The sequence below is a fragment of the Pseudomonas migulae genome, from assembly GCF_043225285.1.
GTDB classification, from domain to species: Bacteria; Pseudomonadota; Gammaproteobacteria; order Pseudomonadales; family Pseudomonadaceae; genus Aquipseudomonas; species Aquipseudomonas migulae_C.
On sequence record NZ_CP171224.1, the window covers coordinates 5,815,194 to 5,830,754 of the forward strand.

General features: G+C 61.9%; 12 protein-coding genes. 10 read left to right on the forward strand and 2 right to left on the reverse strand.

The features are described from left to right. Positions 1-3: 3 nt before the first annotated feature. From cobN to ACF6ZU_RS26790, 3 genes are all read left to right on the forward strand, one after another. Complete coding sequence (gene cobN / locus ACF6ZU_RS26780) at positions 4-3,843, forward strand: cobaltochelatase subunit CobN (protein WP_392888556.1); 3,840 nt, start codon at positions 4-6, stop codon at positions 3,841-3,843. Positions 3,844-3,984: 141 nt separating this feature from the next. Continuing rightward, positions 3,985-4,983: an ATP-binding protein gene (locus ACF6ZU_RS26785; protein WP_392888558.1), complete on the forward strand. Its 999-nt coding sequence runs from the start codon at positions 3,985-3,987 to the stop codon at positions 4,981-4,983. Continuing rightward, positions 4,908-5,648: a VWA domain-containing protein gene (locus ACF6ZU_RS26790; protein ID WP_392888559.1), complete on the forward strand. Its 741-nt coding sequence runs from the start codon at positions 4,908-4,910 to the stop codon at positions 5,646-5,648. The genes ACF6ZU_RS26785 and ACF6ZU_RS26790 overlap by 76 nt, the downstream gene beginning before the upstream one ends. 149 nt (positions 5,649-5,797) lie before the next feature. On the opposite strand, the gene ACF6ZU_RS26795 is transcribed toward ACF6ZU_RS26790, so the two are convergent. After that, a complete protein-coding gene (locus ACF6ZU_RS26795; protein ID WP_392888560.1) occupies positions 5,798-7,021 on the reverse strand; it encodes an NADH:flavin oxidoreductase/NADH oxidase family protein in 1,224 nt (407 codons plus the stop codon). Between the two features lie 78 nt (positions 7,022-7,099). Here ACF6ZU_RS26795 and ACF6ZU_RS26800 point away from each other — a divergent pair, with 78 nt between their 5' ends. Further along, positions 7,100-7,510: a MerR family transcriptional regulator gene (locus ACF6ZU_RS26800; RefSeq protein WP_392888562.1), complete on the forward strand. Its 411-nt coding sequence runs from the start codon at positions 7,100-7,102 to the stop codon at positions 7,508-7,510. Here ACF6ZU_RS26800 and ACF6ZU_RS26805 read toward each other — a convergent pair. Further along, positions 7,494-9,035, reverse strand: coding sequence for an MFS transporter (locus tag ACF6ZU_RS26805; RefSeq protein ID WP_392888565.1), 1,542 nt, complete (start codon positions 9,033-9,035; stop codon positions 7,494-7,496). The two genes, ACF6ZU_RS26800 and ACF6ZU_RS26805, sit on opposite strands and share 17 nt — an antisense overlap. 165 nt (positions 9,036-9,200) lie before the next feature. Between ACF6ZU_RS26805 and ACF6ZU_RS26810 the strand changes: the two genes are divergently transcribed. The 6 genes from ACF6ZU_RS26810 (at position 9,201) to ACF6ZU_RS26835 (ending at position 15,552) form a co-directional block, all read left to right on the forward strand. Beyond that, positions 9,201-10,067, forward strand: a complete 867-nt coding sequence (locus tag ACF6ZU_RS26810; protein WP_392888567.1) for a LysR family transcriptional regulator — start codon at positions 9,201-9,203, stop codon at positions 10,065-10,067. A gap of 367 nt (positions 10,068-10,434) precedes the next feature. After that, positions 10,435-11,994, forward strand: coding sequence for a TerC family protein (locus ACF6ZU_RS26815; RefSeq protein WP_392888570.1), 1,560 nt, complete (start codon positions 10,435-10,437; stop codon positions 11,992-11,994). Positions 11,995-12,508: 514 nt separating this feature from the next. Then, a complete protein-coding gene (locus ACF6ZU_RS26820; RefSeq protein ID WP_392888573.1) occupies positions 12,509-13,357 on the forward strand; it encodes a transporter substrate-binding domain-containing protein in 849 nt (282 codons plus the stop codon). Positions 13,358-13,409: 52 nt separating this feature from the next. Then, on the forward strand, positions 13,410-14,072 hold the full coding sequence (locus tag ACF6ZU_RS26825) for an amino acid ABC transporter permease (protein WP_392888575.1): 663 nt from the start codon (positions 13,410-13,412) through the stop codon (positions 14,070-14,072). Positions 14,073-14,080: 8 nt separating this feature from the next. Continuing rightward, on the forward strand, positions 14,081-14,743 hold the full coding sequence (locus ACF6ZU_RS26830) for an amino acid ABC transporter permease (protein WP_008033040.1): 663 nt from the start codon (positions 14,081-14,083) through the stop codon (positions 14,741-14,743). Continuing rightward, positions 14,740-15,552: an amino acid ABC transporter ATP-binding protein gene (locus tag ACF6ZU_RS26835; protein WP_392888576.1), complete on the forward strand. Its 813-nt coding sequence runs from the start codon at positions 14,740-14,742 to the stop codon at positions 15,550-15,552. The genes ACF6ZU_RS26830 and ACF6ZU_RS26835 overlap by 4 nt, the downstream gene beginning before the upstream one ends. Positions 15,553-15,561 lie beyond the last annotated feature (9 nt).

A 15,561-nucleotide genomic window follows, 5' to 3' on the forward strand; every position in this document is an offset into this window, starting at 1 on the left:
CCCATGCACCTGCTCAGGACCCAGCCCGGCGGTTTCGTGTCGGATGACAACATTGCCGACCTTGGACAAACCCCCGCCGAGCTGGTGATCCTGTGCAGCGGCGATTCCAGCCTGGCGCTGCTCGCTGAAGCGGCGCAGCAACTGCCCGACGATTACCCGAGCGTGCGTCTGGCCAACCCGATGCAGGTGCAGAATCACGCCTCGGTCGATTTGTATGTCGACGAAGTGCTGCGCCACGCCAAGGTGATCCTGATTTCGCTGCACGGCGGCATCGCTTATTGGCGCTACGGCGTCGAGCGGCTGGTCGAGCTTTCACAGCGCGGCGTGCAACTGATTCTGGTGCCGGGCGATGATCGTCCGGACCCGGAGCTCAGTGACCTCAGCACCGTCGGCGCCGAAGATCGCGACCGGCTCTGGCATTACCTGCGCCAGGGCGGCATGGGCAACGCGCTCGACCTGTTTCGTTGCCTGGCCAATCGCTGGCTGGACCGCGATTACGCCTGGGCCGAACCGCAAACCCTGCCACGCACCGCGATCTACCATCCACAAAAAAGCCCCGCGACATTGAGCGATTGGCACGCCGACTGGCAGGCCGGTCAGCCGGTGGCGGCGGTGCTGTTTTACCGCTCGCATTTGCAGGCGGCCAACACCGCGTTCATCGATGTGTTTTGCCAGCGTTTGCAAGCGGCAGGGCTGAACCCGTTGCCGATTGCCGTGGCCAGTCTGAAAGAGCCCGGCTGTCTGTCGGTGGTCGAGGACTGGCTGGATGACGTGGAGGCCGGGGTGATTCTCAACACCACCGGTTTCGCTCAGTCCAGCCCGGAAGCGCCGCACTTGCGCCCGTTTCGCCGTAATATCCCGGTGATCCAGGCGATTTGCGCCCAGGACAACGAACCCGGCTGGCGTGCCAGCGAGCAGGGCCTGGGTCCGCGGGATCTGGCCATGCACATTGCGTTGCCGGAACTGGACGGTCGGATCATCAGCCGGCCGATCAGCTTCAAGGACCTGGCCTGGCGTAGCGAGCGCAGCCAATCGGATGTGGTGTGCTATCGACCGCAACCGGAGCGCATGGATTTCGTCGCCGAACTGGCACGGCGCTGGATCGATCTGGCGCGGGTGCCCAACAGCGAAAAACGCATCGCCCTGATCCTCGCCAATTACCCGACCCGTGACGGGCGCATCGGCAATGGCGTCGGCCTCGATACCCCGGCTGCGGCGCTGAACATTTTGCGTGCGCTGCATCAGGAAGGTTATCCGCTGCCCGCCGAACTGCCCGACAGCGGCACCGCGTTGATCCAGCAATTGCTTGGCGGGGTCAGCAATGACCTCGACACCCTCGACCAGCGTCCGTGTCATCAAAGCCTGGCGCTGGACGACTACAATGCGATGTTCAACGCCTTGCCCGAGGCCAATCGCCAGGCGGTGCTGGAACGTTGGGGCGCGCCCGACAGCGATCCGATGTTCCGAGGCGGACGGATGATGATCGCCGGGCTGCGCTTCGGCCTGACCTTCGTCGGCATTCAACCGGCGCGGGGTTATCAGGTCGACCCGAGCGCGGTCTATCACGACCCCGACCTGGTGCCGCCCCACGGTTATCTGGCGTTCTATTTCTGGTTGCGCACCACCTATGGCGCCCACGGCGTGATCCACGTCGGCAAGCACGGCAACCTCGAATGGCTGCCGGGCAAAGGCGTCGGGCTCTCGGAAAACTGCTGGCCGGATGCGTTACTCGGGCCGCTGCCGAACATCTATCCGTTTATCGTCAACGATCCGGGCGAGGGGGCCCAGGCCAAGCGACGCACGCAAGCGGTGATCATCGATCACCTGATGCCGCCGCTGACCCGTGCCGAAACCTACGGGCCGCTGCGCAACCTTGAGCTGTTGGCGGACGAGTATTACGAAGCGCAATTGCTCGATCCGCGCCGTGCTCGGGAATTGCAGCGCGACATTCTGCAACTGGTGCGCGACACGCACATCGACCGCGAACTGCAGCTGGACGAGCAACTCGACAGCGATGCCGACGCGGCGATCTGGCTGCCGCGGCTCGACACGTACCTGTGCGATTTGAAGGAATCGCAGATCCGCGATGGCCTGCACATTTTCGGTGAGTCGCCGACCGGGCGCTTGCGCATCGATACGTTGCTGGCGCTGCTGCGGATTCCCCGGGGCGACGGACGCGGGGCGCAATCGAGTCTGTTGCGGGCGTTGGCCAAGGCGTTCGGGTTGGGGTTCGATCCGCTGGATTGTACGTTGGCTGAGCCTTGGACCGGACCGCGCCCGGATGCCTTGCAATCTGTCAGTGACGAGGCCTGGCGAACAGCCGGGGATATCCGCGAACGCCTGGAGTTGTTCGCCGCGCAACTGATCTCGCAAACACTGGACACCTGTAGGAGCGAGCCTGCTCGCGATGGTGTGTCAGTCGACACCAACGTGGCTGACACACCATCGCGAGCAGGCTCGCTCCTACAGGGATCGGGGTGGGCTGAGGTGAATGCCATCCTCGACAACCTGCGCGAAGTGGTTGCGCCAAGGCTCGACGCCTGCGGCCCGGCGGAAATGCGCGGCTTGCTGGATGCCCTCAGCGGCCGCTTCGTCCCGGCCGGCCCGAGCGGCGCGCCGAGTCGCGGGCGTCTCGACGTGTTGCCCACGGGGCGCAACTTCTATTCGGTGGACGTGCGCAACCTGCCGACCACCACCGCGTGGCGCATCGGTTTCCAATCGGCGAACCTGATCCTCGAGCGGCACTTGCAGGATCACGGCGATCATTTGCGTCAGCTCGGTCTGTCGGTCTGGGGCACCGCGACCATGCGCACCGGTGGCGATGACATCGCCCAGGCGATGGCGCTGATGGGCGTGCGGCCGGTCTGGGCCACGGGCAGTCAGCGGGTCGACGATTTCGAGATTCTGCCCTTGAGCCTGCTCGACCGTCCGCGCGTCGACGTGACCTTGCGTGTGTCCGGGTTCTTCCGCGATGCCTTTGCCAACTTGATCCGGCTGTTCGACGCCGCCGTGCAGGCGGTCGCCGCGCTGGATGAGCCGGACGATCTCAACCCACTGGCGGCCAAGGTCCGCGCCGAGCGTGAAGCATTGCTGCAATCGGGCCTTGATGAAGAAGCGGCCAGACGGCAGGCCGGTTGGCGCATCTTCGGCGCCAAACCCGGTGCCTACGGCGCGGGTGTGCAAGGCGCCATTGACGGGCGCCTGTGGCAGAGCCGCGAAGACCTCGCCGAGGTTTACCTGAACTGGGGCGGCTACGCTTATGGCGGCACCGACGAAGGCACCGCCGCCCGCGACCAATTCGCCCAGCGCTTGAGCCAGGTGCAGGCGGTGCTGCAAAACCAGGACAACCGCGAGCATGACTTGCTCGATTCCAATGACTATTACCAGTTCCAGGGCGGGATGCTCGCCGCCGTGGAAAGCCTCAGCGGCGAAGCAGCGGCCAGTTACCACGGCGACCACAGCCAGCCGGACTTGCCGAAGATCCGCACCCTGAAGGAAGAGCTGAACCGGGTGATCCGCTCCCGGGCAGCCAATCCGAAGTGGATCGACGGGGTGAAGCGGCACGGCTACAAAGGTGCGTTTGAACTGGCGGCGACGGTCGATAATCTCTTTGCATTCGACGCCACCACGCAGTTGATCGACGATCACCAGTACGCGTTGCTGGCGGAAGCGTACCTGCTCGACCCGGCGACCCGTGACTTCGTTCGCGAACATAATCCCCATGCGCTGCGGGACATGACCGAGCGAATGCTGGAAGCGCAGCAGCGCGGGATGTGGCAGGAGCCCGGCGCCTATAAAGAAGCATTGGAAAACCTGCTGCTAGACATAGAAGAAGACACTTGACACACCGCAAATCCCATGTAGGAGCGAGCCTGCTCGCGATAGCGGTGTGTCATCAATGCAGATATCAACTGAAATACCGCTATCGCGAGCAGGCTCGCTCCTACAGTAAAAGCAATTTCCGACCATGACCGAGATTTGATAATGACCGACACTCCGCATTTCCCCTTATCCGCCGTGGTCGGCGCCGACGACTTGAAACTCGCCCTGTACCTCACCGCCATCGACCCGAAAATCGGTGGCGTGCTGATCGAGGGCCCGCGTGGCATGGCGAAATCGACCCTGGCCCGAGGTCTCGCCGACCTGCTCGCCAGTGGTCAGTTCGTCACCTTGCCCCTGGGTGCCACGGAAGAACGCCTGGTCGGCACCCTCGACCTCGACGCCGCCCTGAGCGAAGGTCGCGCACAGTTTTCTCCTGGCGTGCTGGCCAAGGCAGACGGCGGCGTGCTCTACGTCGATGAAGTCAACCTGCTGCCCGATCACCTCGTCGATCTGCTGCTCGATGTCGCCGCCAGTGGCACCAACCTGATCGAGCGCGACGGCATTTCCCATCGGCATTCGGCGAAGTTCGTGCTGATCGGCACGATGAACCCGGAAGAGGGCGAATTGCGTCCGCAATTGCTCGATCGTTTTGGCTTGAATGTCGCGCTCAGCGGCCATACCGCGCCTGCCGAGCGCGGCCAGATCATTCGTCGGCGGCTGGATTTCGACAGCGATCCGCAACGTTTCTGTGTCGACTGGGAAAGTCAGCAGCATTCTCTGCGCGAACGTTGCGAAAGAGCACGCAGTATTCTGGCGAGCATCCCTCTCGACGATGAAGCGTTGGCGCAGATTACCGAGCGCTGCTTCGCGGCCGGCGTCGACGGTTTGCGTGCTGATCTGGTCTGGTTGCGCGCCGCCCGTGCCCACGCGGCGTGGCGGGGAGGCAGTGCCATTGCTGAGGAAGATATCGACGCCGTGGCCGAATTCGCATTGCGCCATCGCCGTCGCGAGCAATCGCCACCGGCGCCACAGAAGGCCCAACAACCTTCGCCACAGCAATCCGGCCCGAGCGAAGGCCAGGGCCAATGGGGCGACATGCCCGCCCAGGCGCTGCCGGTCGGTGCCCGACGCGAAGTGCCGAGCTGGCCAAAAAAGCCCTAGGCATTCGCCCTCGTTCTGACGCGGGGGCGAATGCCAGACCCCGTGCGGGACGACTGGACCACGGCAAACAGGGCAAGCGTCACGCCGCACGCAGTGGCTCGATCAATTGGCCTGGCACGTTGCTCAATGGCCGCCCGCGCCAACGTCAGGATCTGCTGTTTCAATTGCGCACCCGTTCGCCCCATGAACTGTGGCTGGTGATCGTCGACGCCTCGGCTTCGACGCGCCGCCATCAGGCATTGAGCGATGCGAAGGGGCTGCTGGCGCAACTGTTCGACGACGCTTACCGCCAGCGCGCACGCCTGGCGTTGTTGACTGCCAGCGGTCATTCGCCCACCTGGCAAGTGCAGGGGTTGAAAGCGTCTCGCGGATTGGGCCATTGGCTCGATGGCCTGGGTGCGGGCGGCGGCACGCCGTTGCTGGCGGCGCTGGGCGAGGCGGGGCGATGGCTTGCGGCGCGGCAAAAACGCTTTCCGGCCGAGCAGCAGCGGTTGTTGCTGGTGACGGACGGGCGCTTGAAGGAGTGGCCAATGCTACCGATGCTTGAGTGTCCGGGGCTACTGATCGATATCGAGCGCGGGCCGATCCGGTTGGGGCGCGCGCGGCAGTTGGCGGCGGAGTTGCGAGCGGAGTATCGGCATATCGATGAGCTGGTTTCTGGCTGAGTGCGGTGTGGTTGCGACTGACCTCATCGCGAGCAGGCTCGCTCCCACATTGGATCGTTGTTGAACACGCAATCTGTGTCCGCCAAAGTCTCCATGTGGGAGCGAGCCTGCACGCGATAAAGGCGACTCGGTCTATGCCTTGACCTCGATTACTTACCCATCGCCCGACGATACTGTCGCGTACGGCGGCCAAGGTACAGCTGGTCAAGAATCAGCGCCCAGAGGGCCGACACTTCGGGGCGGGGCTTGTTGCCGCGGCTAAGGCGACGAAGCTGGAATTTCACCACAGCCTGGTTCGCAAGGGACGCCAGCGGCTTGCGTTTCCAGTTGATCGGCGGCAATTGCGGATGGCTGTCCCGGCCTTCGCGCCAGTGCTTGACCAGTTGCGGTTCGATCGCCAGTGCCGTACCGATGCCCGCCATGGCGATGCCGCTGTCGAGCACCTGTTCGACCACGGCCAGGCGCCGAATCCCGCCCGTCACCATCACCGGCATGCGCGCCACGCCGGCCAGTTCGCCGGCCATTTCCAGAAAGTACGCTTCCCGCGCCAAGGTCCGGCCATCACGCGCTTCACCTTGCATGGCCGGGGCCTCATAGCTGCCTCCGGAGAGCTCCAGCAAATCGATCTGCTGATCGTTGAGCCACTGGATCACCTGACGGGCATCGTCGGCATCGAAGCCGCCGCGCTGGAAGTCCGCCGAGTTGAGCTTCACCGACACACAAAACTGCGGCGACACGGCCCGGCGAACGGCGCTGATCACCTCCAGCAACAGACGCGCACGATTTTCCAGGGAACCGCCCCAACGATCATCACGGCGATTGGTCAACGGCGACAGAAACTGGCTGAGCAAATAACCGTGCGCCGCATGAATCTGCACGCCGGTGAAGCCAGCCTTTTCGGCGAGCGCTGCGCTGGTGGCGAAGCGGCTGATTACATCGCTGATATCGCCCTCGGACATCGGCCGGGGTTCGGCAAACATCTTCGAGAATGAACCCAGGTCCAGCGCCACCGCTGAAGGTGCCAGTGCCTGCTGGCCGAGGTTGGCCATGGTCTGGCGTCCCGGGTGGTTGAGCTGCATCCAGAACTGCGCGCCACCGGAACGGCCAATCGTTGCCCATTGGCGAAAGCGTTGCAGGTCGCGGTCATCTTCCAGCACCACGCCACCGGGGCCGGTCATGGCACGGCGGTCGATCATCACGTTGCCGGTCAGCAACAGGCCGGTTTCACCCACGGCCCACGCCTGATACAAGCGAAACAGCGCGTCGGAAGGTGCCTGTGCGGTATCGGCCAGGTTCTCCTCCATCGCGGCTTTGGCGATGCGATTGGCGACGGTCTGGCCGTTGGGCAGATTCAACGCTTGGAAGGGCGACATGCTTGACTCCTCATCAGTGAAGGGTAGAGGCTAAGCTTAAAGTTAACTTTAATGTCAAGCAGGCAAATCGAGACCGTGATGAAGATTGGTGAATTGGCGCAGTTGAGCGGGTTCAACCCGTCGCGTATTCGTTTTTACGAGGCTCAGGGCCTGATCCAGAAAGTCGAGCGTCGGGCGAATGGCTACCGGCATTACCCGGACCAGGTTCTGCAGACGCTGTACCTCATCCAGTGCGCGCAGCAGGCCGGGTTCAGTCTGGAGGAGTTGAAGCAGTTGATGCCGGACACCGCGACCGGTGAATTCAAACACGATGAACTTGTGGCGGGCCTCAACCGTAAAGTCGAGCAGATCGAAGAAATGCAGCTTCACCTGGCGCAGAGCAAGGCGAAGCTGCTGGCGGTGATCGACGATATCCAGTCAAAACCCGAAGGCATGGGCTGCGACGCCAATGCCGAACGGGTACTGGCGTCATTCAAGCATTCGCGTTGACGGGGGACGCCGTTGGGTTGGGGATCGGGTTGCGCATCAAGGTGCCCACCACCAGCGCGCCCAACAAGGCGAGCAGACCCGCGACCCACAGCAGCAGGCTGAAACCACCGACAAAAGCCTGTCGAGCCAAGGGTTCAATCAGGCTCTGGGCGTTGCCCGGCAACAGGTTCATCGCTGCCGTCATGTCACCGGCCACCACCCGCGAAGCGATGCCCTGGGTTTGCGCGAGCCATTGCGCGCCCTGGGTCGAAAGGCTGGCGCGCAACAGTTGTTCGGTATGACTGGAAAGCAGGGCGCCGTACACGCCGATGGCCAACACGATGGCGCTGAAACGCATGGTGGTGCTCATGCCCGACGCCATGCCCGTGCGCTCCCTTGGCACGCAGGCCATGATGTTTTTCTGCGTGTCGCCGTTGAGCAATCCGGCACCGGCGCCCGTCACGGCAATCGCCAGGGCGAAGGGCAGGTAACCGCCGCTGTTGACCGCCCAGGCACTCAGCAAATTGCCGCTGCCGACCAGGGTCAGACCGGTGGCCATCAGCGTCGCCGGGGCAAAACGGGTGGACAGGCGCACGCCGATCCGCGGACAAATCAGCATGGTCACGGCAAACGGCAACATGCCCAGACCCGAGGCGATGGCCGAGAAACCCAGGCCGTTTTGCAGATAGAAGGGCAGCAACGTCATCATCACTTGAGCGCAGCCTGCATAGGCGAACATGCCCAGCAGCGCGCCGATGAAACGCGGGTGCCTGAACAGTTTCAGGTCGACCATCGGCCGTTGTTGCATGCGCTCTATCACCACGAACAACCCCAGCAACAGCGCGCCGCCGATCAGGCGGGCATAAGTGGTCGGGTTGTTCCAGCCGAGCCGGTTGGCTTCGATCAGGCCCCACATCAGGCACAACAGACTGGCGCTGAAGGCCAGGCTGCCCCAGGGGTCGAGGCGGGCGGATTGCGGGTCACGAGATTCCGGCACCGCGCGCCAGACCATGACCATCAGCAACAGGCCCACCGGCAAGTTCAGGTAGAAAATCCAGCGCCAGCCCATGTATTCGGTGATCAGCCCGCCGATGGTGGGTGCAGCGGTCATCGCCACGCCCATGCACGCGCCCCAGAACGCCCAGGCCTTGGCCCGTTCGACTTCATCGTGAAAGGTATGGCCAATAGAGGCCAGGGCCGAGGTCAGCAGCAATGCCGCACCGACCCCTTTGATTGCCCGGGCGATGTCGAGAAACAACGCGTTGGGCGCGGCGCCGCAGCCGATGGACGCCAGGATGAACAGACCCAGGCCGCAGAGCAGGGTTTTCTGTCGGCCAAAGCGGTCGGCGATGCTGCCAGCCGGGAGCAGCAGGGCGGCGAAGGCCAGCATGTAGGCGCTGACCACCCATTCGATGTCGGCAAAATTGGCGCCCAAGTCGCGGGCGATGGTTGGCAGGGTAACGGCGACGATGTTGGTGTCGAGGACGATCAGCGAACAGACGCCGGAGGCCGTCAGCAGGGTCAGGCGCGGATTGACCCGGTTCATGAGTGGATTGCCTTTTGTGCAAGGCCTTCGGTCACAAAGACGATATGGGGTTTGACGTGCATGGCATGGGCTCTCTACTGTGATTGCCAAGCCAGCTTATCGCGACCTTTTGCAGGCATTGTTAGCCGACAGCTGACACTTCATTACCTTTGAGCTAATGCACAATTGGACATCCGCCATTTTCGCTACTTTCTTGCCGTTGCCCGACATGGCCACTTCACGCGCGCCGCCGAGCAACTGGGCATCGCGCCGCCGACACTGACTCGACAGATCCAGGACATGGAGAGTGAACTCGGCACGCGGCTGTTCGTGCGCGAGACCCGTGAAGTGCGCCTGACCGAGGCCGGCGCGGCACTGGTCATCGAAGCCGAAGCCACCGTTCGCCAGTTCGAGTCCGCCCAGCGCCATGCCCAGCGCGCCGGTCGCGGCGATATCGGTCACATTGAGCTCGGTTACGTCGCCTCGGCGGTGTACTCGGGTTTGCTGCAGAAACAGGTGCAAGCGTTCAGCCGCGAATGCCCGGACGTCAGCCTCAACGTGCGCGAAAGCCCGATGGCGACCTTGCCGGCGATGGTGCTCGAAGGTCGCTTCGACATCGGTTATGTCCGTTCACCCATGACCTTGCCGGAAGGCCTGGAAGCGATTCGTCTCGACGCAGAGGGTTTTGTGCTGGCGCTGTCGAGCGAGTCGTGGCTGTGCCGCCTGGCCGAGATCGGCCCGGAACATCTGCAGGGCGAGTCGTTCATCCTGCCGGAGCAGATCAGCGGCACCTTGCAAGTCGCCGCCGAAGGCGGGTTCGCGCCGAAACTGGGATCGCAACCGGGCGGGCTGGTGGCCGTGCTGGCGCTGGTGTCGTTGGGGCAGGGCGTGGCGGTGGTGCCGGAATCGGTTGTCGGACATGTCGGGTTGCCGGGGGTGGTGTACCGGACGATCAAGGGTTGTGAGGCAAGTTCGTGGTTGTCGCTGGTTTATCGGCGGTTTGAGAAGTCTCCAGCGGTAGTCAGGTATATCGAGCGGGTCAGAAGCCGCTAAAGCATCGCGAGCAGGCTCGCTCCCACATTTGAAATGCATTCCAATGTGGGAGCGAGCCTGCTCGCGATGAGGGCCCCAAAAACGATGAATTCCTGAGGTTCTACAGATTTTGTAATGATTTCCGGCTGTAGGAAAAGTCGCTTTCACCTGTACGCTCCAAGGCCTTTTTCCTTTCAGGATTTGCATGAACACCCTCTCGGAGCCTCCCAGTTATCCATTCTCCCAGCGTCACCGTGCACGTTTGACGCACGCGAAACACCCGGTCTTTCGACTTCCGAACCCCTTTGCCATTGCAACTCCACGGCCCCAGCGCCGCGCCTTGCCGTGTCCGGCATTCTGAATTCACTGAACAGATCGAGACGTTTTTATGGAATGGATAGCTGATCCCACCGCATGGCTGGGCCTGTTGACGTTGATCGTGCTGGAGCTGGTGCTCGGCATCGACAACCTGGTGTTTATCGCGATCCTGGCGGACAAATTGCCGCCCGAGCAGCGCGACCGTGCGCGACTCATCGGCCTGTCCCTGGCCTTGCTGATGCGCCTGGGCCTGCTGGCGAGTATTTCCTGGCTGGTGACCCTGACGCAGCCGCTGTTCGAGGTGTTCGACAAGAGCTTCTCCGGGCGTGACCTGATCATGCTGTTCGGTGGTGTGTTCCTGTTGTTCAAGGCCACCATGGAATTGCACGAGCGACTCGAAGGGCATGTCGGCGAACGCACGACCAACACGACGTATGCGCTGTTCTGGCCGATCGTCGCGCAAATCGTCGTGCTGGATGCGGTGTTCTCCCTCGACGCCGTGATTACCGCAGTGGGCATGGTCGATGAATTGGCGGTGATGATGATCGCCGTGATCATTTCCATCGGCCTGATGATCATCGCCAGCAAGCCGCTGACCCGCTTCGTCAACGCGCACCCGACGGTGATCATGCTGTGCCTGGGCTTCCTGATGATGATCGGCTTCGCGCTGACTGCCGAAGGCCTGGGCTTCCACATTCCGAAAGGCTATCTGTATGCGGCCATCGGCTTCTCGATCCTGATCGAAATCTTCAACCAGATCGCCCGGGCCCGTCGCAAGAAGTCCATGCAGGGCCTGCGCCCGATGCGCGAACGCACGGCCCACGCGGTCTTGCGTTTGCTCGGCGGTCGCAAACTGGCGGCGGAAGAAGTCGACGAAGAAATTGCCGACTTGCTGGAAAACGGCGAAGCACCGGGTGAAGCGCTGTTCGACCGACGTGAGCGGGTGATGATCAGCGGCGTCCTGCAACTGGCCGAACGCCCAATCCGCACCGTGATGACCGTCCGCGCAGACGTCGACCACATCGACCTGTCCGACACGGCCGAGGCGATTCGTACACGCCTGATGCAATCGTCCTACTCGCGCCTGCCGCTGATCCGCGACGGCGAGGTGGATGAGCCGTTGGGCTTTGTGCACAAGAAGGAACTGCTCAAGGAATACCTGGGCGGAAACGAGCCCGACCTCGAACACCTGGCGCGCAAGACCCTCAACTTGCTGGACAGTTATTCGATCCTCAATGCCCTGGAACAGATGCGCAAAGCCTCGACGCACATTGCATTCGTGGTCAACGAATTCGGCGATTTCGTCGGTGTGCTGACCATGACCGACATTCTTGAATCGATCGCCGGCGAGCTGCCAGACGCAAGCGAAATCGAAGGCCCGGACGTGGTCGAGGACAATGGCGGCTTCCTGGTCGGCGGCGCGTTGAACCTGATGCGAGTGCGCCAGCGCACCGGGTTTGCGGCAGAACCCACCGACGATTACCAGACCTTGGCCGGGCTGGTGATGAGCCTGATGGACCGGTTGCCGATGATCGGTGATAGCCATGAATGGGAAGGCTGGCGGATGACCGTTGTGGCGGTGGAGGAGCGGCGGGTGACGCGGGTCAGGTTAATGCGGCTCGACGGGTAATTTGCTGCGTAGCTGATGGCCTCTTCGCGAGCAGGCTCGCTCCTACAGGGGATTTGTGCACGACGCAGGACAACTGTAGGAGCGAGCCTGCTCGCGAAAAACGTTTAGGCAACGCGTTGTAATAGTAAGAACGCGTAATCGTTGTCGTCCATCGCGAGCAAGCTCGCTCCTACAGGGAAACGCATTTCAAATGTGAGAGTGGCGGTGCGACGGTTCGACTTGCTCGCGAAGGCCATCTTCCTCAAACCTCATGAAACGGGTCCATGCCGCGTTCAGGAGCACACGCGCACCAACTGTGAACCTGATACCCGCCCCCGTAGCCAACGGTAGCGTTTTCCCATCAGCACCTTTCGTAACACCCTCTGCGCCGTTTCGCGCATCCCTCTGATTCAAAACACTTTTCAATTTCCCCTGCCTTCGCCTTTCAACCTGTGGCACACTTTCTGCTGTCTATTCCGTTGTTACATACCTTGTTCCGGTATAGCGGAATAAACATAATCCTGGAGTGCTTGCCATGCATCGCCGACCTTCCTTGTTTAAAGCGTGTGTTTTTCTTTTTGCAGCTTCGGCTGCTGCCGTGGGCGTGGCCCAGGCGGCGGACAGCAAGCTCGATAGCGTGCTGGCCCGCGGGAAATTGATTGTGGGTACGGGCAGTACCAACGCGCCGTGGCACTTCCAGGGGGCGGATGGCAAGTTGCAGGGTTTTGATATCGATATCGGGCACATGATTGCCAAGGGTCTGTTCAACGACCCGACCAAGGTCGAGTACGTGGTGCAGTCGTCCGATGCACGGATTCCCAACCTGCTGACCGACAAGGTCGACATCAGCTGCCAGTTCATCACCGTCACCGCCAGCCGTGCCCAGCAAGTGGCGTTCACGCTGCCGTACTACCGCGAAGGTGTGGGTCTGCTGCTGCCGGCCAACAGCAAGTACAAGGAAATCGAAGACCTGAAAGCGGCGGGCGACAAGGTCACCGTTGCGGTGCTGCAGAACGTTTATGCCGAGGAACTGGTGCATCAGGCGTTGCCCACTGCCAAGGTCGATCAGTACGACAGCGTGGACTTGATGTACCAGGCCGTGAACTCCGGTCGTGCCGATGCGGCCGCCACCGATCAGTCGTCGGTGAAATACCTGATGGTGCAGAACCCAGGCCGGTATCGCAGCCCGACCTACGCCTGGAGCCCGCAAACCTACGCCTGTGCGGTCAAGCGTGGCGATCAGGACTGGCTGAACTTCGTCAACACCGCACTGCATGAAGCCATGACCGGCGTTGAGTTCCCGGCGTACGCAGCGTCCTTCAAACAGTGGTTCGGTGTTGATTTGCCAACGCCTGCCATCGGTTTCCCAGTCGAATTCAAATGATCCCGTGAGAGTGGGGCGCCGATAACGCGCCCCGCTCAAGGTACTGCTGACCATGAACTATCAGTTGAACTTTGCCGCCGTGTGGCGCGATTTCGACACCTTGCTGGCGGGGCTCGGTCTGGGCTTGCAGCTGGCGCTGGTGTCGATCGCCATCGGCTGCGTGATCGGCCTGATGATGGCGTTTGCTTTGCTCTCAAAGCACCGCGCGCTTCGGGTGCTGGCATCGGTGTATGTGACGGTGATCCGCAATACGCCGATTCTGGTGTTGATCCTGTTGATCTACTTTGCGTTGCCGAGCCTCGGAATCCGGCTGGATAAAATTCCGTCGTTCATCATCACGCTGTCGCTGTACGCCGGGGCGTACCTGACCGAGGTGTTCCGCGGCGGTCTGTTGAGCATTCCAAAAGGGCAACGCGAAGCCGGGCTCGCCATCGGCCTCGGTGAATGGCAGGTCAAGGCCTACGTCACCGTGCCGGTGATGCTGCGCAATGTGCTGCCGGCGCTGTCGAACAACTTCATTTCGCTGTTCAAGGACACCTCGCTGGCGGCGGCGATTGCCGTGCCGGAGCTGACCTATTACGCGCGCAAGATCAATGTCGAAAGCTACCGGGTGATTGAAACCTGGCTGGTGACCACAGCGCTCTATGTTGCGGCCTGTTACCTCATTGCCATGTTGCTGCGTTACCTCGAGCAGCGTCTGGCGATCCGCCGATAGGAGGCCCCATGTACGAATCACCCAGTTGGTTGCATGAGTTGTGGGTTGCCCGAGAGGTTTTGTGGCAAGGCTTTCTGACCAGCGTGCAAGTGTCGGCGCTGGCGATTTTGCTGGGCACGATGGTCGGCATTGTCGCCGGTCTGGTGCTGACGTACGGCAAGTTCTGGATGCGCGCGCCGTTCCGTTTTTACGTGGACATCATTCGCGGTACGCCGGTGTTTGTGTTGGTGCTTGCCTGTTTCTACATGGCGCCGGCACTGGGTTGGCAGATCAGTGCATTCCAGGCCGGTGCCCTGGGGTTGACGCTGTTCTGCGGTTCCCACGTCGCCGAGATCGTGCGCGGCGCGTTGCAGGCCTTGCCCAGCGGTCAGATGGAAGCGAGCAAGGCCATCGGCCTGACGTTCTACCAGGCCCTCGGCTACGTGCTGTTGCCTCAGGCGCTGCGGCAGATCCTGCCGACCTGGGTCAACTCGTCCACCGAGATCGTCAAGGCCTCGACCTTGCTGTCGGTGATCGGCGTGGCTGAATTGCTGCTCAGCACCCAGCAGATCATCGCCCGGACGTTCATGACGCTGGAGTTTTACCTGTTCGCCGGATTTCTGTTTTTCGTCATCAACTACGCCATCGAATTACTCGGCCGGCACATTGAAAAGCGGGTGGCCTTGCCATGACTCAAGCTCAGCTCTCAAATTCAAAAGACGCTAACGCTCAAAACGCTCAGGCCCTGCTGGATATTCGCGGCCTGCACAAACAGTACGGCAAGCTCGAAGTGCTCAAGGGCGTCGACCTGACCATGCAGCGCGGCAACGTGGTAACGCTGATCGGTTCCAGCGGTTCGGGCAAGACCACGCTGCTGCGCTGCGTGAACATGCTCGAGGAATTCCAGGGCGGCCAGATCATGCTCGATGGCGAGTCCATCGGTTATGACGAGGTCAACGGCAAACGCGTCCGTCACCCGGAAAAAGTCATCGCCCGCCATCGCGCCATGACCGGCATGGCGTTCCAGCAATTCAACCTGTTCCCGCACCTGACCGCGCTGCAGAACGTCACGCTGGGCCTGTTGAAGGTCAAGAAGCTGCACAAGGACGAGGCCGTGGCCCTGGCGGAAAAATGGCTGGAGCGCGTCGGACTGCTGGAGCGCCGTAATCACTATCCGGGGCAGTTGTCTGGCGGTCAGCAACAGCGCGTGGCAATTGCCCGGGCGATTGCGATGAACCCGAGCCTGATGCTGTTCGACGAAGTCACCTCGGCCCTTGACCCGGAACTGGTCGGTGAAGTGCTGAACGTGATCAAGGGCCTGGCGGACGAAGGCATGACCATGTTGCTGGTGACCCACGAAATGCGTTTCGCGTTCGAGGTTTCAGACAAGATCGTTTTCATGAATCAGGGGCGTATCGAAGAGCAGGGGCCACCCAAGGAGCTGTTCGAACGTCCGCAATCACCGCGTCTGGCTGAGTTTCTCAAAAATACGCGTTTTTAACTTTCCAGA

What these genes read in the sequence shown, in the direction of transcription:
- ACF6ZU_RS26800 (WP_392888562.1), top strand. Translation starts at nt 7,100, where the DNA reads ATGAAGATTGGTGAATTGGCGCAGTTGAGCGGGTTCAACCCGTCGCGT.
- ACF6ZU_RS26835 (WP_392888576.1), top strand. Translation starts at nt 14,740, where the DNA reads ATGACTCAAGCTCAGCTCTCAAATTCAAAAGACGCTAACGCTCAAAAC.
- ACF6ZU_RS26790 (WP_392888559.1), top strand. Translation starts at nt 4,908, where the DNA reads ATGGGGCGACATGCCCGCCCAGGCGCTGCCGGTCGGTGCCCGACGCGA.
- ACF6ZU_RS26830 (WP_008033040.1), top strand. Translation starts at nt 14,081, where the DNA reads ATGTACGAATCACCCAGTTGGTTGCATGAGTTGTGGGTTGCCCGAGAG.
- ACF6ZU_RS26820 (WP_392888573.1), top strand. Translation starts at nt 12,509, where the DNA reads ATGCATCGCCGACCTTCCTTGTTTAAAGCGTGTGTTTTTCTTTTTGCA.
- ACF6ZU_RS26795 (WP_392888560.1), bottom strand. Translation starts at nt 7,021, where the DNA reads ATGTCGCCCTTCCAAGCGTTGAATCTGCCCAACGGCCAGACCGTCGCC.
- ACF6ZU_RS26805 (WP_392888565.1), bottom strand. Translation starts at nt 9,035, where the DNA reads ATGAACCGGGTCAATCCGCGCCTGACCCTGCTGACGGCCTCCGGCGTC.
- ACF6ZU_RS26815 (WP_392888570.1), top strand. Translation starts at nt 10,435, where the DNA reads ATGGAATGGATAGCTGATCCCACCGCATGGCTGGGCCTGTTGACGTTG.
- cobN (WP_392888556.1), top strand. Translation starts at nt 4, where the DNA reads ATGCACCTGCTCAGGACCCAGCCCGGCGGTTTCGTGTCGGATGACAAC.
- ACF6ZU_RS26785 (WP_392888558.1), top strand. Translation starts at nt 3,985, where the DNA reads ATGACCGACACTCCGCATTTCCCCTTATCCGCCGTGGTCGGCGCCGAC.
- ACF6ZU_RS26825 (WP_392888575.1), top strand. Translation starts at nt 13,410, where the DNA reads ATGAACTATCAGTTGAACTTTGCCGCCGTGTGGCGCGATTTCGACACC.